This window comes from Roseomonas sp. FDAARGOS_362, from assembly GCF_002754815.1.
Lineage (GTDB): Bacteria > Pseudomonadota > Alphaproteobacteria > Acetobacterales > Acetobacteraceae > Roseomonas > Roseomonas mucosa.
On record NZ_CP024588.1, the window covers coordinates 825,196 to 841,618 of the forward strand.

The following is a 16,423-nucleotide window of genomic DNA, read 5'->3' on the forward strand; positions in this document are numbered from 1 at the left end:
CCCCCGGGCGCTCCGTGCCCCCGGTGTTTCAGCCGGCGCGCAGCCGCCGCGCGGCGTCCAGCGCGAAATAGGTCAGCACCCCGTCGCAGCCGGCGCGCTTGAAGCTCATCAGCGCCTCCAGCACCACGCGGTCGCCATCCAGCCAGCCGTTGCGGATCGCCGCCGTCAGCATCGCGTACTCGCCACTCACCTGGTAGGCGAAGGTCGGCACGCCGAACTCGTCCTTCACCCGGCGGATGATGTCGAGATAGGGCATCCCCGGCTTGACCATGACCATGTCGGCGCCTTCCGACAGGTCCATCGCCACCTCGCGCAGCGCCTCGTCGGAATTGGCCGGGTCCATCTGGTAGGTCTTCTTGTCGCCCTTCAGCGCGCCGCCCGAGCCCAGCGCGTCGCGGAAGGGGCCGTAGAAGCCGGAGGCGTACTTGGCCGCGTAGGACATGATCCGCGTGTCCACGAGGCCCTTCTCGTCCAGCGCCCGGCGGATGGCGGCGATGCGCCCGTCCATCATGTCGGAGGGGGCGAGGCAGTCGATCCCCGCCTCGGCCTGCACCAGCGCCTGCTTCACCAGCACCGCGACGGAATCGTCGTTGTGGACATAGCCGTCGCGGATCACCCCGTCATGGCCGTGGTCGGTATAGGGATCGAGCGCCACGTCGCCGATCAGGCCGAGCTTCGGGAAGGCGGCGCGCAACGCGCGGGCGGCGCTGCAGATCAGGTTCTCCGGATTATGTGCCTCGGTCCCCTCGGCATCCTTCCGCCCGGCCGGCGTGGCGGGAAAGAGCGCGACGGCCGGGATGCCCAGCTCCACCGCCTGGCCCACATGCTCCACGATCCGGTCCAGCCCGACGCGGAACTGGCCGGGCATGGAGGCCACCTCGACGGGCGCCCCATCGCCCTCGCGGATGAAGATCGGCCAGATCAGGTCATCCACCGAAAGCCGGTTCTCGGCCACGAGACGACGGGTCCAGTCGTCGCGCCGGTTGCGGCGCGGGCGGGCGAGGGGAAAGCTGGGAATGATCACGCGGTTCTCGGGCCTCTGCGAAACGGAGCCGCCGGGCGCCAGGGGCAAGGCCCCGCGACGCCGGGCGATCCGGCCATCGGAGCCCCCTATGTGGCCAAACCGCCGCCGGATGCCAAATTCCCGTTGCGCGGGGCTGCGGCCAGGACCGGAAGGGTCTGGCGCGGGCCGCGCATCCGCTGCGTGCCGCCCAACCCCGGGGCGGCGGGAGATCCTGGCATGAACCCGTTCCGCCTACGCCCGCCGCGCCGGGGCCCTTGCCTGGGCCCTTTGGCGGCCCTGGCCTGCCTTCTGTCCACCCTCGCCACAGCCCGGCCGGCGATGGTGGCGCCGGAAGCCGTGGCCTTCCCCGGCCCGGACGGCATCACGCTCCGCGCCCTGCTGGTGCTGCCCGAAGGCGGGCGGAAGGGCGTGCCGGTGGTGGCCCTGCATGGCTGCGGCGGGCTGGGCGGACCGGCCCGGCCCATGCACCTGCCGGCGCGCGAGGCGGACTGGGCAGCGCGCCTCGCCGCGAGCGGCCATCCCGTGCTCTTCCCCGACAGTTTCGGGCCGCGCGGCGTCGCCGAGGTCTGCCATGGCGGGGAGCGCGGCATTCAGCCGGAGAACCTCCGGCGCGGGGATGCGCTGGCCGCTGCCGCCTGGGCGGAACGGCAGGGCTGGGCGGCGGCGGGCGGCGTCGTGCTGCTCGGCTGGTCGCATGGCGGCAGCACGGTGCTCGCGGCGGCCAACCGCGTCTTCGGTCCTGTGCCGGAGGGGCTGGTCCGGGGGGCCGTGGCCCTCTATCCCGGCTGCGTCCGGGTCGGCCGTGCCTTGCCGCCCTTCGATCCGGCATCGCCGGTGCTGATGCTGCTGGGCGGCGCCGACGGCTGGACCCCGGCGCGCTTCTGCGAGGCCCTGGCTCGCCGCGCCGGGGAGCGGCCGGGCCCGTCCGTCGAAAGCGTGACCTATCCGGGGGCGGAACATGGCTTCGACCAGCCCCATATGCCCGTGCGGGAACTGTCCGGCATGGCCATCACCCCGAAGGGCGATGGCCGGGTGCGGATGGGCACCGACGCGGCGGCCCGCGCCGACGCGCTCCGCCGGGTGGCGGCCTTCCTGGCCCGCCTGCCGCCCGGCGGCCAGGAGTGACCGCATCCGGCGGCGCCACGACCGGTGCATGGCAGCCCGGGCAACGGCAACGGGGCGGTCGTTGTTTCACGGAACCCGCAGCCATGGTAGGGAACGGCACATGACACAATCCTCCCCCCCGCGCGCCACGTTCATGGTGGCGATGGGCAGCGACCATGCCGGCGTCGAGCTGAAGGCCGCGCTGAAGAAGGCGCTGGAAGGCGCCGGCCATACGGTCGAGGATTTCGGCACGCATGGATCGGAAAGCGTGGACTACCCGGATTTCGCGAACAAGGTGGCGCAGTCGGTCAGCTCCGGCCACGCCCCGTTCGGCGTGCTGGTCTGCGGCACGGGAATCGGCATCTCCATTGCGGCCAACCGCCACCCGAAGATCCGCTGCGCCCTGGTCCACGATGTCACCGGCGCGCGGCTGTCGCGCCAGCACAACGATGCCAATGTCATCGCCCTCGGCGCCCGGGTGACTGGACCGGAAGTGGCGCTGGACGCCCTGCGCGCCTTCCTGACCACCCCCTATGAGGGCGGGCGGCACGAGCGCCGCGTGACCAAGCTGACGCCCGAACGCACGCCTTCCGCCTGAGGCCCCCCCGATGAACGACCAGACCACCGCCCCGAACCTGTCGCGCTTCTTCTCCGCGCCGCTGAGCGAGACCGATCCCGAGATCGCCGCCACCCTGACCGGCGAGCTGGCGCGGCAGCAGGACGGGATCGAGCTGATCGCCTCCGAGAACATCGTTTCCCGCGCGGTGATGGAGGCGCAGGGCTCGGTGCTGACCAACAAGTATGCGGAGGGCTATCCCGGCCGCCGCTACTATGGCGGCTGCGAGGTCGTGGACATCGCCGAGTCCCTGGCGATCGAGCGGGCGAAGAAGCTGTTCGATTGCAGCTTCGCCAATGTCCAGCCGCATAGCGGCGCCCAGGCCAACCAGGCGGTGTTCTTCGCGCTGATGCAGCCGGGCGACACCTTCATGGGCCTGGACCTCGCCGCGGGCGGGCACCTGACCCATGGCTCCCCGGCCAACCAGTCGGGCAAGTGGTTCAAGGTCGCGCCCTATACGGTGCGGCGCGAGGACCAGATCATCGACATGGAGGAGGTCGCCCGCATCGCGCGGGAAAGCCGTCCCAAGGTGATCGTGGCCGGCGGCTCCGCCTACGCCCGGCACTGGGACTTCGCCCGCTTCCGCGAGATCGCGGACGAGGTCGGCGCCTATTTCATGGTGGACATGGCGCATTTCGCCGGCCTCGTGGCGGGCGGTGCGCATCCCTCGCCCGTACCGCACGCCCATGTCACCACCACCACCACGCACAAGACCCTGCGCGGCCCGCGCGGCGGCATGATCCTCACCAATGACGAGGCGCTGGCCAAGAAGATCAACAGCGCCGTCTTCCCGGGCCTCCAGGGCGGGCCGCTGATGCATGTCATCGCCGCCAAGGCCGTCGCCTTCGGCGAGGCGCTGCGCCCCGATTTCCGCGCCTATGCCCGTCAGACGGTGGCCAATGCCAAGGCCCTGGCCGAGACGCTGCAATCCCTGGGCTTCGGCATCGTCACCGGCGGCACGGACAACCACCTGATGCTGGTGGACCTGCGGCCCAAGTCGCTGACCGGCAAGGCGGCGGAGGCGGCGCTGAACCGCGCCCACCTGACCTGCAACAAGAACGCCATCCCCTTCGACCCGGAAAAGCCGATGGTGACCTCCGGCGTGCGGCTGGGCTCGCCCGCCGGCACCACGCGCGGCTTCGGCGAGGCCGAGTTCCGCGAGGTCGGCCAGCTCATCGGCCAGGTGCTGGAAGGGCTGGGCAAGGCCAACGACCCCGGGGCCAACGGCGCCGCCGAGACGGCGGTGAAGGCCCGGGTCCTCGAACTCTGCAACCGGTTCCCGATCTACCAGGCCTGACGGGACCGCCGGCCGGTGCGCTGCCCTTTCTGCGGAAGCGAGGATACGCAGGTCAAGGACAGCCGGCCGGCTGACGACGGCACCTCCATCCGCCGCCGCCGCGTCTGCAACGGCTGCGGCGAGCGCTTCACCACCTTCGAGCGGGTGCAGCTCCGCGAGCTGACGGTGGTGAAGACCGACGGGCGCCGCGTGCCCTTCGACCGCGACAAGCTCGGGCGCTCCATCCGGGTCGCGCTACGCAAGCGGCCGGTGGAGGAGGGGGCCGTGGACCGCATCGTCAACAGCCTCCAGCGCCGGCTGGAAACGGACGGCGACAGCGAGGTCACCTCCAAGCAGATCGGCCGCATGGTTCTGGAGCGGCTGAAGGAGCTGGACCAGGTGGCCTATGTGCGCTTCGCCAGCGTCTACGAGAATTTCCGCGAGGCGAAGGACTTCCAGGACCTGCTCGGTTCGCTGGACAATGGCTGAGGGGGGTGCCAAACCCGCCCCCCTTCGCCATGCCTCACGACAACGACATCCCCGCGACAGAGATCGACCGGCAGCACATGCGCGTCGCGCTGGCCCTGGCGGCGCGCGGCCTGGGCAACACCTGGCCGAACCCCGCCGTCGGCTGCGTCATCGTGCGCGACGGGGTGGTGGTCGGGCGCGGCTGGACCTCGCCGGGCGGCCGCCCACATGCCGAGGTGAACGCGCTGACCCGGGCGGGCGAGGCGGCGCGCGGCGCCACCGCCTATGTGACGCTGGAGCCCTGCTCCCACTGGGGCAAGACGCCGCCCTGCGTCGATGCGCTGGCCAGGGCGGGCGTGGCGCGGGTGGTCTCCGCCCTGCGCGACCCCGATCCGCGGGTGGACGGCAACGGCATCCGCCGGCTGCGGGAGTCCGGCATCGCGGTCACGGAAGGGGTGCTAGAGGCGGAGGCGCGGGCGCTGAATGCCGGCTTCATCCGCCGCATCGAGACCGGCCTGCCGCTGGTGACGCTCAAGCTCGCCACCACGCTCGACGGGCGCATCGCCACGCGCACGAGGGAAAGCCGCTGGATCACCGGCCCCGAGGCACGCCGGCTGACCCATGCGCTGCGCGGCACGCATGACGCCATCCTGGTCGGCAGCGGCACGGTGCTGGCCGACGACCCCGACCTGAGCTGCCGGCTGGAGGGCTTCACCCCGCGCCCGATCCTGCGCGCCGTGGCCGACACCCGCCTCCGCACCCCGCCCACCGCCCGGCTGCTGCAAGGCGGGCCGGAAGCGGTGCATGCGCGGGGGGAGGTGGTGGTGCTGACCGTGGCGGGGCATGACCGCGCGGCGATGGACCGGCTGTCCGGCGCCGGGGCGACGCTGGTGGTGGTGCCGCCCTCAGGCCGCCCGGCCACGGACCCAAGCGGCGCCCGCGATTCCGACCGGCTGGACCCGGAGGCGATCCTCCGTGCCCTGGCGGCACGGGGCGTGACCCGGCTGATGGTCGAGGGTGGCGCCACGCTCGCGGCTTCCCTGCTTCGCGCGGGACTGGTGGATCGGCTCGCCTGGTTCCATGCTCCCGGCATCATGGGGGGCGATGGCCTGCCCGCCGCGCAGGCCCTGCCGGTGGATTCCCTCGCCGCCATTCCCAAGTTCCGTCGCACCGCCACCATCCCGTGCGGTCCCGACCTGCTGAGCGAGTTCGAGCGCGCCTGATGTTCACCGGAATCGTCACCGCCACCGGAGAGATCCTCTCCGTCTCCCCGATCGGCGAGGGGCGGGACATGCGCATGCATGTCCGCACCCCGCCGGGCTGGCTGGAGGGGGCGCAGCTCGGCGCCTCCATCGCCTGCAACGGCTGCTGCCTGACCGCCGTGGCGCTGGAGCCCGAAGCCTTTGAGGCGGAGGCCTCGGCCGAGACCCTGTCGCTGACCGTGCTGGGCGAATGGCGGCCCGGCACCCGGATCAACCTGGAACGCCCGCTCCGCATGGGCGACGAGCTGGGCGGGCATGTCGTGTCCGGCCATGTGGACGGTCTGGCGGAGGTGGTCTCGGTGACCCCCGAGAACGGTTCGGAGCGCTGGGTCTTCCGCCCGCCGGCGCAGCTCGCCCGCTTCATCGCGCCCAAGGGCTCGGTGACGCTGAACGGCGTCTCGCTGACGGTGAACGAGGTCATGGGCAACGGGGAGAAGGGCAGCCTCTTCGGCGTGAACCTGATCCCGCACACCCGGGAGGTCACCACCTTCGGCGCGCTGGGCCCGGGCGCGAAGGTCAATCTCGAGATCGACATGCTGGCCCGCTATGTCGCCCGCCTGAAGGAGTTCGAGGCATGAGCGCCTCTGCGACCAACCAGCCCGTCTCCGCCTCGCTCGCGGATTTCCTCAGCCCGACCGAGGAGCTGATCGAGGAGGCCCGCCGCGGCCGCATGTTCATCCTCGTGGACGACGAGGACCGCGAGAACGAGGGCGACCTCGTGATCCCGGCGCAGTTCGCCACGCCGGACGCGATCAACTTCATGGCCCGGCACGCGCGTGGGCTGATCTGCCTCGCCATGACCCGCGCCCGGGTCGAGTCACTGGGCCTGCCGCTGATGAGCCAGAGCAACGGCACCCGGCACCAGACCGCCTTCACCGTCTCGATCGAGGCGCGGGAAGGGGTGAGCACCGGCATCTCCGCCGCCGACCGGGCCCGCACCGTGGCGGTCGCGATCAACCCGGAGATGGGCCGCCGCGACATCGTGACCCCCGGCCATGTCTTCCCGCTGGCGGCGCGCGAGGGCGGCGTGCTGGTGCGCGCCGGCCATACCGAGGCCTCGGTGGATTTCGCGCGGCTGGCCGGGCTGAACCCCGCCGGCGTGATCTGCGAGATCATGAACGACGACGGCACCATGGCTCGCCTGCCGGACCTCGTGGCCTTCGCCCAGCACCACGGGCTGAAGCTCGGCACGGTGGCCGACCTGATCGCCTATCGCCGCCGCACCGAGCGGCTGGTGAAGCGGGTCGAGGAGAACGTGCTGGAGGATGCGCCGGGCGGGCCCTGGAAGATCATCGTCTATGCCAACACCATCGAGTATGGCGAGCACATCGCCCTGGTGAAGGGCGAGCCCGACCGCAACGGCCCCGCTCTGGTGCGGATGCACGCGGTGAACATGCTGGCCGACACGCTGAGCCGCCAGGGACCGGCCGAGCTGCATGCCGCGATGGAGGAGATCGGCCGCTCCGGCCACGGCGTGGTCGTGCTGCTGCGCGAGATGAAGCCGACGGCGCTGAGCGAGCGGGTCCGCGCCGGCCAGGGCCGCGCGGCGCCGGAGCTGCGGGACTACGGCATCGGCGCGCAGATCCTGACGGATCTGGGCGTGAAGGAGATGGTGCTGCTGTCGAACCACCCCCGCCCCATCGTCGGGCTGGAGGGCTATGGGCTGACGGTGGTGGACACGCGGCCGATCTCGGAATGCGGGAAGGCCGGCCAGAAGGGGAAGCAGGCATGAGCACGCAGGACGCACCGGAGCGCGGCCAGGCGGTCCTGGAAGGGCCGGCGCCGCGCGTGCTGCTGATCCAGGCGCCCTACTACGCCCAGGTCGTGGGCGGGATGCGCGACGGCGCCCTGGCGGTGCTGGAGCAGGTCGGCGCCCGGACCGAGGTGGTGGACGTCGCGGGCGCCTTCGAGCTGCCGGCGGCGCTGCGCATGGCCCTGAACGCCAAGGGGGAGCGGGGCGGCCATGACGGCTACCTGATCCTCGGCTGCGTGGTGAAGGGCGACACCGACCACTACGAACACATCTGCCGGGAAGCCTGCCGCGGCGTGATGGACATCACCGTGGAGACCGCGGCCCCCGTGGGCTTCGCGCTGCTGACCGTCGCCACGCTGCAGCAGGCCATCGAGCGCTCGCGCCCGGACCGGCACAACAAGGGGGCGGAGGCGGCCCATGCGCTGATCGGCCAGATCGCGCTCGCCCGAAGCCTGGGATTATCCGAATGAGCGACACGCCGAAGAGCAACACGAAGAGCAAGGGGCATGGCGGCGGGAACAAGGCGCGGCCGCGCCTGGGCGCCCGCGTGGCCGCGGTGCAGGCCCTGTTCCAGTCCGAGGCCGGCGGCGAGAATGCCGAGGCCATCATCCAGCAGTTCATCCAGCACCGCCTCGGCGCGCTGCCGGGCGAGGGCGGCTTCGAGGAAGGACGGGTGCCGCAGGCGGATGTGCCGCTCTTCACCAGCATCGTCCGCGCCGTGGCCAGGAACGCCGAGACCATCGACCCGATCGTGGCCGGGCACCTGTCCGCCGGCTGGAGCATGGACCGGCTCGACCCGGTGCTGCGCGCCCTGTTGCGGGCGGCGGCGGCCGAGCTGTGGTCGGGCAACGAGCCGCCGGCCAGGGTGGTGATCAACGAGTACATGGACGTGGCCCACGGCTTCTTCGACGGCGCCGAGCCGCGCTTCGCCAACGGGGTGCTGGACGCCATGGCCAAGGACCTGCGGACTGGCGAGTTCAACCCCGCCCGCGCCTGAGCCGGCCTTGCCCCCGCATCCGCCCGCGGCCGCGTCCCCCGGCGAAGGACCGCTCCCCGGCGAGTTCGGGCTGATCGCCCGGCATTTCCGGCCCCTCGCGGCACCGGAGGCGCTCGGCCTGCTCGACGATGCGGCGCTGCTCGATCCGCCGCCGGGCCGGACGCTGGTGCTGGCGGCGGATGCGATGGTGGAGGGGGTTCATTTCCTTTCCACCGATCCGCCGGACACGGTCTCCCGCCGCCTGCTGCGCACCAACCTGTCCGACCTCGCCGCCATGGGGGCGGAGCCGCTGGGCTACCTGCTCACCACGGCCTTCCCGCGCGGCACGGCGGAATCCGTGGTCGCCGGCTTCGCCGCCGGGCTGGCCGAGGACCAGCGGCTCTTCGGCCTCCGCATCCTGGGCGGCGACACGGTCTCCACCCCCGGCCCCGCCTGCCACTCCCTGACCATCCTGGGCACGGTGCCGCCGGGCGCGGCGCTGCGCCGCGACGGGGCGCGGGCGGGCGACGATGTCTGGGTCTCCGGCTGCATCGGCGACGGCGCGCTGGGCCTGGCGGTGGGACAGGGGCGCCTGCCGCCCGATCCGGAGGGATATCTGCTGCGCCGCTACCGCCTGCCCGATCCGCGCCTGGCCCTGGGCATCGCGCTGCGCGGCGTGGCGCGGGCGGCGATGGATGTGTCCGACGGGCTGGTGCAGGACCTGGGGCACCTGTGCCGCGCCGCCAGGATCGGCGCGGCGATCGAGATGGCCCGCGTGCCGCTGTCCGGCCCGGCGCGCTCGGCGGTGGCGGATGACGACTCCGCGTTGCTGCCGCTGCTGGCGGGCGGCGACGACTACGAGCTGCTCTTCGCCGCCGATCCCGCCGATGCGCCCCGGGTGGAGGAGGCGTCCCGCCGCAGCGGCATCCCCGTCGCGCGGATCGGGCGCTTCCAGGCGGGCCCGGCCTCGGTCACGGTGCTGGACCGGGCGGGACGGGCGGTTTCCGTGCCGCGAGGGGGATGGAGCCACTTCTGATGAGCGCAGCGCAGCCCGCCGGAGCCACGGCCCCCCTGGCCATGCCGGGGGAGGAGCCCGCCGGGATGCGGCGCACCATCCGCCTGCTCTTCTTCTGCCAGGCGCTGAGTAACGCGGCCGTGGTGGGGCAGGTCGCGATGTCGGCGCTGATCGGCTACAGCCTCGTGCCCAACAAGATGCTCGCCACCCTGCCGATGGCGTTGCAGATGCTGGCCACCATGGCCGCCTCCATCCCGGCCGGGATGGTCTTCGCCCGCCTCGGCCGCCGCCCGGGCTTCGTCATCGGGGCGCTGCTGTCCTTCGCCGGGGCGCTGGCCTTCGCCTGGGGCGTCTGGCGGGGCGACTTCCTGCTCTACTGCCTGGCCTCCGTCCCGGCCGGGCTGGGCGCCGGCGTGGCGCAGCACTACCGCTTCGCCGCCGCCGAGGTCGCCACCCCGGCCTATCGCCCCAGGGCGATCAGCCTCGTCATGGCGGGCGGCATCCTTTCCGCCGCGCTGGGGCCGGAGCTGGTGAAGCACACGCGCGGCCTCCTGGAGCCGGTGCTCTTCCTGGGCACCTACCTCACCCTGTCGCTGCTGCCGCTCTGCTGCCTCGCGCTGCTGGCCTTCACCCGCCTGCCGCCGCCGCCCCCCCGGCCGAAGACCGCGCTGCGCGTGGCGGAGATCCTGGCCCGCCCGGCCTTCGTGACGGCGGCGCTGACCGCCGCCGTGGCCTACGGCACCATGAACCTCGTGATGACCTCCACCCCGCTGGAGATGATGCTCTGCGGCTTCGGGATCGGGGAAAGCACCACGGTCATCCAGCTCCACTCGCTGGCGATGTTCGCGCCCGGCTTCGTCACGGGGCGGCTGATCGCGCGCTTCGGCGCGCGGCGGGTGATCCTCTGGGGCGTGGCGCTCACGGCGGCCTGCGTGCTGGCCAGCCTGGCGGGGCGGCAGTTCGCGCATTTCTCCCTGGCGCTGGTCGCGCTGGGGATCGGCTGGAACTTCATGTTCGTGGGCGCCACCAACCTGTTGGGCGAAAGCCATGCCCCGGCGGAGCGCTTCAGGGTGCAGGCGGTCAACGACTGCATCGTCTTCGGCACGGTGGCCTGCACCGCCCTGGGCTCCGGCCTGCTGCACGAATGGCTGGGCTGGGAGGCGGTGAACCTGCTGCTGCTGCCGGCGCTGGCCCTGGCGCTGTGGCGGGTCTCCGCGACCCGCCCAGCCCTGGCCTGACGGGGCCGCGGCCGTCCCGCACCATGGAGGCCATCGGACCCGCGCCGGCTCCTGCCGGCTGCGGGCGCGCTGGTGGCTGCGGGGGGGGCCTTAGCGGCCCGGTCCGCCGCCGGGACCCTGGTCGCTGGTGGCGGAGCCCATGGAGCCACCGGCGCCGTTGAAGCGGCCGATATTGCCGAAGAGCTGCTGCAGCACGCTGCGCTCGGTGCCGGGCGAAGGGGTCTCGCGCGACACGAAGGAGACGTTGTTCCTGTCCTTGTCGGTCAGCTCGCGGATGTTCCGCACCACGCCACCCTGGTCGAAGGTGATGGCGACGACGCGCTGATCGCTGACCCCCGGCATCTGGGCCGGGCGGATATGGGTGACTTCGCTGATATAGTACCACTCGTTGGGGTCGAAGGTCCCCGTGGCGCTGGGCGAGCCGAGCAGCGCGGTCACGTCCTGGCGCGTCTGCACCCCGGGCGTGATCTGGGCGAGCTGCTCCGGGTCCACCCGGTTGCCGCGGATCTCGCGCGGGGCGCCGAAGACCGAGCAGCCACCAAGGGGCACGGCGAGCAGTGCTGCCATGGCCAATGCGAGACCGGCGCGGCCGGCTGGCAGAAGGCGGGATCGCCCCGAAGGGCGGCGATTGACTGGGGAGGGGGCGCGGGCCATCTCGTCGGGCGGATTGCCACCGCCTTGCCCTCCGGTCAACGGTGCTGAGCGGGCGGGGCAGCCTCGAAACGGTGATCGGGACAGAATATGGGCCTTCTCGGCCTCCTTCGGCGCAAGCCCTTCGAGCGTGCGGGCTTCGAGCTCTACACCGCCAGCGTGGCGGCGGCCCGCGCCCCGGGCCTGTTCGGGACGATCGGTGTGCCCGACACGCTGGAGGGGCGCTTCGACGCCATCGCCCTGCATGTGGCGCTGCTGGTGCACCGCCTGCGCCATGACCCGGACCCGCGTGGACGGGAACTCGCCCAGGCGGTCTTCGACGCGATGTTCGCCGACATGGACCTGAACCTGCGGGAGATGGGCGTGGGCGACATGTCCATCGGCCGGCGCGTGAAGGCGATGTGGGAGGCCTTCCACGGCCGGGCACGCGCCTATGAGGCGGCGCTGGAGGCCATGGGGAAGGCACAGGACGGGACGGCGGAGTCGCCCCCCCTGGAAACAGCCCCCCTGGAAACAGTCCTGGCGCGCAACATCTGGCGGGATGAGCCGCCGGAGGGCGCCCCGGCCCTGCTGGCCGCGCGCGCCTGCCGGATCGCCGCCGCCCTTTCGGCCCGGGGGATCGGCGATCTCGCCGCCGGCCGCCTCGACCTGCTGGAGTTCCAGACGTGACCAAGAACGAGTTTTCCCGGCCCGTGGTGCTGGCCAACATCCCCCGCTCCGGCCAGCGCGAGAGCCTCGCCGCCACGCCGGAGGAATGCGAGGCCCTGGCCCGCCGCCTGGGCTTGCTGTCCCTGGGGAAGCTGGAGGCCAAGGTGGCGCTCACCCCGCAGGCCGGCGGCAATGTCGCCGTGCGCGGCCGGATGCAGGCCAGCGTGACCCAGGCCTGCGTGGTGACGCTGGAGCCGGTACCGCAGGAGATCGACGAGGAGATCGACTGGCGCGTGCCGCCCCCCGCCGCCGAGCCCTCCGAACCCGACGAGGAGGACATCCTGGAAGGTCCGGACGAGGTGGAGGCCGAGAACGGCGTGCTCGATCTCGGGGAGGCGCTGGCGCAGCAGCTCGCCCTGTCCCTAGACCCCTATCCACGCGCTCCGGGAGCGGGACTCGGGCCGGAAGGAGCGGGCGACAAGCCCGTCACCCCTTTCTCCGCGCTGAGCCGCCTGAAGCGGGGCGATTGACCGCACGGCTCCAGGCGGGGCCGCTTCAGGCTTGCTTCCTGGGGGGGCGGGTGGTAGAGGCCCGCCCTCAGCTTGCATCGATTCCGGTCGATCGCGCCCAATTCATGCAGCTCTTGCAGAAGCCATTTTAGAAAGGCCCGGCGACCATGGCCGTCCCTAAGAAGAAAGTCTCGCCCTCCCGCCGCGGCATGCGCCGCAGCCACGAGGCCCTCACCGCCTCCGCCTATCACGAGTGCCCGAACTGCGGCGAGCTGAAGCGCCCGCACCATGTCTGCTCCTCCTGCGGCCATTATGACGGCCGTGAGGTCGTGCAGGCCGGCGACGCCCTGAAGGCCGCGGTCCGCACCTGAGCTACGACGGCACCGCGAGACCTGTCGTGTCCGAAGGGTCCATCGCGGGCCGCGCGCCCGCCTATTCGCTCGCCATCGATGCGATGGGCGGCGACAACGCCCCCGACGCCGTGCTGGACGGGATCGAGCTCTCGGCGGAACGCCACCCCGAGGCCCGGTTCCTGCTGCTGGGCGACGAGGCGAAGCTGTCCGGCCTGCTGGCCCGCCGCCCGCGCGCCGCGCGGGCCTGCAGCCTGCGCCATGCCGCCGAGGCCATCCCGGGCGACATGAAGCCGACCGCCGCGCTGCGTGTGCGGGGGTCCTCCATGCGCATGGCGATCGACGCGGTGGCGGTCGGCGAGGCGGCGGGCGTCGTCTCCGCCGGCAACACCGGCGCGCTGATGGCGCTGGCCAAGATCGTGCTGAAGACCCTGCCGGACATCGACCGTCCCGCCCTGGCGGCGATCGGCCCCTCGGCACGCGGCGACGTGGTGCTGCTCGACCTGGGCGCCAACGTCCAGTACGACGCGCGCAACCTGGCCGAGTTCGCGGTCATGGGCGATGCCTTCGCCCGCGCCGTGCTGGGCCTGCCGGCGCCGACCATCGGGCTGCTGAACGTGGGGTCGGAGGAGCTGAAGGGCGACGAGCGCGTCCGCCAGGCCGCCGAGATCCTGCGCGACAGCCATCTCGGCCCCAATTTCCGCGGCTTCGTCGAGGGCCACGACATCACCGCCGGCACGACCGACGTGGTGGTGACGGACGGCTTCACCGGCAACATCGCCCTGAAGACGGGCGAGGGCGCCATGAAGCTGATGGGCGGGCTGCTGAAGCAGGTCTTCACCTCGACCATCCTGGCGCGGATCGGCTACCTGCTGGCGCGGCCGGCGCTGGACCGGCTGCGCGAATACATGGACCCCCGCCGCTATAACGGCGCGGTGCTGGTCGGGCTCAACGGCGTGGTGGTGAAGAGCCATGGCGGCACCGACGCGCTGGGCTTCGCCCATGCCGTGGACGTGGCGCTGGACATGGTGAGCCACGGCTTCAACGAACGCATCCGCGAGGGTGCCGCCCTGCTGCGGCGGGGCCCCGCGGCGGCCGCGCCGGAAGACGGGTCCCCCGCCGTCCCGCCTGACGGTGCGTCCAAGCAAGAACCGGGTCGCGACACGCCCGGCCACGAAACCCCGGGCCTCTCCTCCACCGCCCTCCGCTGAAGAATCGACCGCCCATGCGCGCCATCATCGCCGGGACCGGCGGCTACCTGCCCGAACGTGCCCTCAGCAACGAGGAACTGGCCCAGGCCTATGGGCTCGACACCTCGGATGAATGGATCCGCGAACGTACCGGAATCCGCCGGCGGCATATCGCCGCGGAAGGGGAGACGGCCTCCTCCATGGGCGCGGCGGCGGCCCTGCGGGCGCTGGAGCAGGCGGGCATCCCGGCTGCCGAGGTGGATGCGGTGATCGTCGCCACCTCGACCCCGGACAGCGCCTTTCCTTCCACGGCGGCGCTGGTCCAGGCGGCGATCGGCGCCCCGTCCGGCATCGCCTTCGACCTGTCCGCCGCCTGCACCGGCTTCGTCTATGCCCTGGGCATGGCGGAATCCCTGATGCGGGGTGGGCAGGCGCGCACCGTGTTGGTGATCGGCACGGAGGTCTATTCCCGCATCGTGGACTGGTCCGACCGCGGCACCTGCGTGCTGTTCGGCGACGGCGCCGGGGCGGCGGTGCTGCGCGCCTCGGAGGACGGGGATCGCGGCCTGCTCTCCTGGCACCTGCATGCGGACGGGCGCTTCGCCGACATCCTGCATGTCGAGGGCGGCGCCGGCAGCACCGGCGGCCCCGGCCTGCTCCGCATGGCGGGGCGGGAGGTCTTCCGCCACGCCGTCTCCAAGCTCGCCGCCGTGGTGGACGAGGCCCTGGCGGCGAATGGGCTGGACCGTTCCGCCGTGCAGTGGCTGGTGCCGCACCAGGCCAATCTCCGCATCATCGAGGCCATGGGCAAGAAGCTCGGCCTGCCGCGGGAGCGGGTGGTGGTGACCGTGGACCGCCACGCCAACACCTCCGCCGCCTCGATCCCGCTGGCCCTGGCCGAGGCCACGCGCGATGGCCGCATCGCGCGCGGCGACCTGGTGCTGATGGAGGCCATCGGTGGCGGCCTGACCTGGGGCGCGGCGCTGGCGCGCTACTGACCCGCCTGCGCGGCCTGCCTTTCCGCACCGGACTCCGTCGCCGCCCCCTGCCAGGACGGGGCGCTGCGCCCTCCTTTCACGCCAGCCGCCTCTTGCCGAGGCAAGGCGCACACACGCTTCTGCGTGACGCGGGCATTTCTGTGGCTTCCGTGCCGCAGTGTTGTGCCGAATCCCCGTTCGTGGTTGACGCTCGCCCAAGGGGCGGTTTTCACTCCATTTCCATGGGCAACCCGGGGTATGGATGGGCATGCAGACCGTCACGCGCGCGCATCTCGCAGACGCGATCTACGCGCAGGTGGGACTGTCCCGGAACGAGAGCGCCGCGCTCCTGGAGGATGTCCTGGAACGGATCTCGGCCAGCCTCGCGGCGGGCCATCCGGTGAAGCTTTCCGCCTTCGGCACCTTCACGGTGCGCCAGAAGGCCCAGCGCGTCGGGCGCAACCCGAAGACCGGGATCGAGGTGCCGATCTCGCCCCGCCGCGTCCTGTCCTTCCGGGCGAGCCAGGTGCTCAAGGCACGCATCAATGGCGACGCCCCGCCCACGGACGGGGAGGCCGATTCCCAGGATGATTATTGATGCCCTCTGAGGTGATGGAAGACACCCCGCTCCGCCCGCGCAAGGCGCCCACGGCCTTCCGCACCATCAGCGAAGTCGCGGAGGACCTGCATATCCCGCAGCACGTGCTGCGCTTCTGGGAAAGCAAGTTCCCGCAGGTGCGCCCGCTCAAGCGCGGCGGCGGCCGCCGCTACTACCGGCCGGACGACATCGCCCTGCTGAAGCGGATCGGCGACCTGCTCTACACCCAGGGCTATACGATCAAGGGCGTGCAGCGCCTGCTGCGCGACAGCGGCGCCGAGTCCACGGCGAACCCGCCCGCGCCGGAAACGCCGATCGGGCGCGAGGACCTCCTGGCCGAATGCCTGGAGGAGCTGGAATCCATCGCCGCCCGCATCCGCTTCATCACCCGCGGCAACAGCCGGGAATTCTGACCGGCCACCACTTTTCCGCCGCCGCCGCGAAGCATTTGGGGCAGGGGGCTTGGCGGGGCGGTGCGCCGATGCTAGACGGCCTCCGCACGGAGCGTAGCGCAGCCTGGTAGCGCATCAGTCTGGGGGACTGGGGGTCGTGGGTTCGAATCCCGCCGCTCCGACCATTCCCGAACACCCCGAAATCCTCCTCCCGAACCGGTTGCCGAGCACTTGGGCACCGTCCACGGCATTTGCCGCGCTTCCGGCCCTATCCTCTTGTTTGTTGCCCGAAAAACGGCGCTGCGCGGTGTTTCCGGCGCCATGGCTTCGGGTCTAGCCTCCGCCCCCGGCATTCACCGGAGGCAAGATGGCCCAG

19 protein-coding genes, 1 tRNA gene and 1 pseudogene are annotated in these 16,423 nt (G+C 72.2%); 19 read left to right on the forward strand and 2 right to left on the reverse strand.

All coding sequences use genetic code 11. The annotated features are described in order from the left end of the window. Nucleotides 1–28: 28 nt before the first annotated feature. Nucleotides 29–1,024, reverse strand: a complete 996-nt coding sequence (gene hemB, locus CTJ15_RS08635; RefSeq protein WP_026033048.1) for a porphobilinogen synthase — start codon at nt 1,022–1,024, stop codon at nt 29–31. A gap of 216 nt (nt 1,025–1,240) precedes the next feature. Here hemB and CTJ15_RS08640 point away from each other — a divergent pair, with 216 nt between their 5' ends. The 11 genes from CTJ15_RS08640 to CTJ15_RS08690 all read left to right on the forward strand — a co-directional run bounded on the left by CTJ15_RS08640 (nt 1,241) and on the right by CTJ15_RS08690 (nt 10,732). After that, nucleotides 1,241–2,149, forward strand: coding sequence for a dienelactone hydrolase family protein (locus tag CTJ15_RS08640; protein ID WP_051004754.1), 909 nt, complete (start codon nt 1,241–1,243; stop codon nt 2,147–2,149). A gap of 100 nt (nt 2,150–2,249) precedes the next feature. Continuing rightward, nucleotides 2,250–2,726, forward strand: a complete 477-nt coding sequence (gene rpiB / locus CTJ15_RS08645; RefSeq protein ID WP_019460272.1) for a ribose 5-phosphate isomerase B — start codon at nt 2,250–2,252, stop codon at nt 2,724–2,726. 10 nt (nt 2,727–2,736) lie between these two features. Next, nucleotides 2,737–4,041, forward strand: a complete 1,305-nt coding sequence (gene glyA / locus CTJ15_RS08650; RefSeq protein WP_019460271.1) for a serine hydroxymethyltransferase — start codon at nt 2,737–2,739, stop codon at nt 4,039–4,041. 15 nt (nt 4,042–4,056) lie between these two features. Next, on the forward strand, nt 4,057–4,509 hold the full coding sequence (gene nrdR, locus CTJ15_RS08655; RefSeq protein WP_019460270.1) for a transcriptional regulator NrdR: 453 nt from the start codon (nt 4,057–4,059) through the stop codon (nt 4,507–4,509). A 29-nt stretch (nt 4,510–4,538) separates the two neighbouring features. After that, entirely contained in the window at nt 4,539–5,711 is a 1,173-nt protein-coding gene (gene ribD / locus CTJ15_RS08660) for a bifunctional diaminohydroxyphosphoribosylaminopyrimidine deaminase/5-amino-6-(5-phosphoribosylamino)uracil reductase RibD (protein WP_058390021.1), read from the forward strand. After that, a complete protein-coding gene (locus tag CTJ15_RS08665; RefSeq protein ID WP_099781486.1) occupies nt 5,711–6,328 on the forward strand; it encodes a riboflavin synthase in 618 nt (205 codons plus the stop codon). The genes ribD and CTJ15_RS08665 overlap by 1 nt, the downstream gene beginning before the upstream one ends. Then, entirely contained in the window at nt 6,325–7,482 is a 1,158-nt protein-coding gene (gene ribB, locus CTJ15_RS08670) for a 3,4-dihydroxy-2-butanone-4-phosphate synthase (RefSeq protein ID WP_019460267.1), read from the forward strand. The genes CTJ15_RS08665 and ribB overlap by 4 nt, the downstream gene beginning before the upstream one ends. Then, nucleotides 7,479–7,973 carry a 6,7-dimethyl-8-ribityllumazine synthase gene (gene ribH / locus CTJ15_RS08675; protein WP_019460266.1) on the forward strand — a complete coding sequence of 165 codons (495 nt, stop codon included), beginning with the start codon at nt 7,479–7,481 and terminating at the stop codon, nt 7,971–7,973. Before ribB ends, ribH begins: the two co-directional genes overlap by 4 nt. Continuing rightward, the gene (gene nusB, locus CTJ15_RS08680; protein ID WP_099781487.1) at nt 7,970–8,500 is read left to right on the forward strand and encodes a transcription antitermination factor NusB; all 531 of its coding nucleotides are present in this window, start codon (nt 7,970–7,972) and stop codon (nt 8,498–8,500) included. Before ribH ends, nusB begins: the two co-directional genes overlap by 4 nt. A gap of 7 nt (nt 8,501–8,507) precedes the next feature. After that, on the forward strand, nt 8,508–9,515 hold the full coding sequence (gene thiL, locus CTJ15_RS08685; protein ID WP_099781488.1) for a thiamine-phosphate kinase: 1,008 nt from the start codon (nt 8,508–8,510) through the stop codon (nt 9,513–9,515). Next, nucleotides 9,515–10,732: an MFS transporter gene (locus CTJ15_RS08690; protein ID WP_019460263.1), complete on the forward strand. Its 1,218-nt coding sequence runs from the start codon at nt 9,515–9,517 to the stop codon at nt 10,730–10,732. Before thiL ends, CTJ15_RS08690 begins: the two co-directional genes overlap by 1 nt. 90 nt (nt 10,733–10,822) lie before the next feature. On the opposite strand, the gene CTJ15_RS08695 is transcribed toward CTJ15_RS08690, so the two are convergent. After that, entirely contained in the window at nt 10,823–11,299 is a 477-nt protein-coding gene (locus CTJ15_RS08695; RefSeq protein ID WP_019460262.1) for an outer membrane protein assembly factor BamE, read from the reverse strand. 174 nt (nt 11,300–11,473) lie between these two features. Here CTJ15_RS08695 and CTJ15_RS08700 point away from each other — a divergent pair, with 174 nt between their 5' ends. From CTJ15_RS08700 to CTJ15_RS08735, 8 genes and pseudogenes are all read left to right on the forward strand, one after another. Next, the gene (locus CTJ15_RS08700; RefSeq protein ID WP_027297171.1) at nt 11,474–12,052 is read left to right on the forward strand and encodes a ubiquinol-cytochrome C chaperone family protein; all 579 of its coding nucleotides are present in this window, start codon (nt 11,474–11,476) and stop codon (nt 12,050–12,052) included. After that, nucleotides 12,049–12,561, forward strand: coding sequence for a DUF177 domain-containing protein (locus CTJ15_RS08705; RefSeq protein ID WP_019460260.1), 513 nt, complete (start codon nt 12,049–12,051; stop codon nt 12,559–12,561). The genes CTJ15_RS08700 and CTJ15_RS08705 overlap by 4 nt, the downstream gene beginning before the upstream one ends. 146 nt (nt 12,562–12,707) lie before the next feature. Beyond that, entirely contained in the window at nt 12,708–12,911 is a 204-nt protein-coding gene (gene rpmF, locus CTJ15_RS08710) for a 50S ribosomal protein L32 (RefSeq protein WP_026033043.1), read from the forward strand. A 26-nt stretch (nt 12,912–12,937) separates the two neighbouring features. Continuing rightward, the gene (gene plsX, locus CTJ15_RS08715; protein ID WP_099781489.1) at nt 12,938–14,101 is read left to right on the forward strand and encodes a phosphate acyltransferase PlsX; all 1,164 of its coding nucleotides are present in this window, start codon (nt 12,938–12,940) and stop codon (nt 14,099–14,101) included. A gap of 14 nt (nt 14,102–14,115) precedes the next feature. Beyond that, on the forward strand, nt 14,116–15,078 hold the full coding sequence (locus CTJ15_RS08720; RefSeq protein ID WP_019460257.1) for a beta-ketoacyl-ACP synthase III: 963 nt from the start codon (nt 14,116–14,118) through the stop codon (nt 15,076–15,078). 247 nt (nt 15,079–15,325) lie between these two features. Beyond that, nucleotides 15,326–15,655, forward strand: a complete 330-nt coding sequence (locus tag CTJ15_RS08725) for an integration host factor subunit alpha (protein ID WP_019460256.1) — start codon at nt 15,326–15,328, stop codon at nt 15,653–15,655. Continuing rightward, nucleotides 15,655–15,963, forward strand: a pseudogene (locus tag CTJ15_RS08730) (MerR family transcriptional regulator); the annotation flags it as partial. The gene CTJ15_RS08725 and the pseudogene CTJ15_RS08730, both read left to right, overlap by 1 nt. 192 nt (nt 15,964–16,155) lie before the next feature. After that, a tRNA-Pro gene (locus tag CTJ15_RS08735) sits at nt 16,156–16,232 on the forward strand. Nucleotides 16,233–16,423 lie beyond the last annotated feature (191 nt).

Excerpts from the sequence above, each read along its gene's own strand:
- CTJ15_RS08640 (WP_051004754.1), top strand. The coding sequence starts at position 1,241 with ATGAACCCGTTCCGCCTACGCCCGCCGCGCCGGGGCCCTTGCCTGGGC.
- rpiB (WP_019460272.1), top strand. The coding sequence starts at position 2,250 with ATGACACAATCCTCCCCCCCGCGCGCCACGTTCATGGTGGCGATGGGC.
- glyA (WP_019460271.1), top strand. The coding sequence starts at position 2,737 with ATGAACGACCAGACCACCGCCCCGAACCTGTCGCGCTTCTTCTCCGCG.
- ribD (WP_058390021.1), top strand. The coding sequence starts at position 4,539 with ATGCCTCACGACAACGACATCCCCGCGACAGAGATCGACCGGCAGCAC.
- CTJ15_RS08665 (WP_099781486.1), top strand. The coding sequence starts at position 5,711 with ATGTTCACCGGAATCGTCACCGCCACCGGAGAGATCCTCTCCGTCTCC.
- ribB (WP_019460267.1), top strand. The coding sequence starts at position 6,325 with ATGAGCGCCTCTGCGACCAACCAGCCCGTCTCCGCCTCGCTCGCGGAT.
- ribH (WP_019460266.1), top strand. The coding sequence starts at position 7,479 with ATGAGCACGCAGGACGCACCGGAGCGCGGCCAGGCGGTCCTGGAAGGG.
- nusB (WP_099781487.1), top strand. The coding sequence starts at position 7,970 with ATGAGCGACACGCCGAAGAGCAACACGAAGAGCAAGGGGCATGGCGGC.
- CTJ15_RS08690 (WP_019460263.1), top strand. The coding sequence starts at position 9,515 with ATGAGCGCAGCGCAGCCCGCCGGAGCCACGGCCCCCCTGGCCATGCCG.
- CTJ15_RS08695 (WP_019460262.1), bottom strand. The coding sequence starts at position 11,299 with ATGGCAGCACTGCTCGCCGTGCCCCTTGGTGGCTGCTCGGTCTTCGGC.
- CTJ15_RS08700 (WP_027297171.1), top strand. The coding sequence starts at position 11,474 with ATGGGCCTTCTCGGCCTCCTTCGGCGCAAGCCCTTCGAGCGTGCGGGC.
- rpmF (WP_026033043.1), top strand. The coding sequence starts at position 12,708 with ATGGCCGTCCCTAAGAAGAAAGTCTCGCCCTCCCGCCGCGGCATGCGC.
- CTJ15_RS08720 (WP_019460257.1), top strand. The coding sequence starts at position 14,116 with ATGCGCGCCATCATCGCCGGGACCGGCGGCTACCTGCCCGAACGTGCC.
- CTJ15_RS08725 (WP_019460256.1), top strand. The coding sequence starts at position 15,326 with ATGCAGACCGTCACGCGCGCGCATCTCGCAGACGCGATCTACGCGCAG.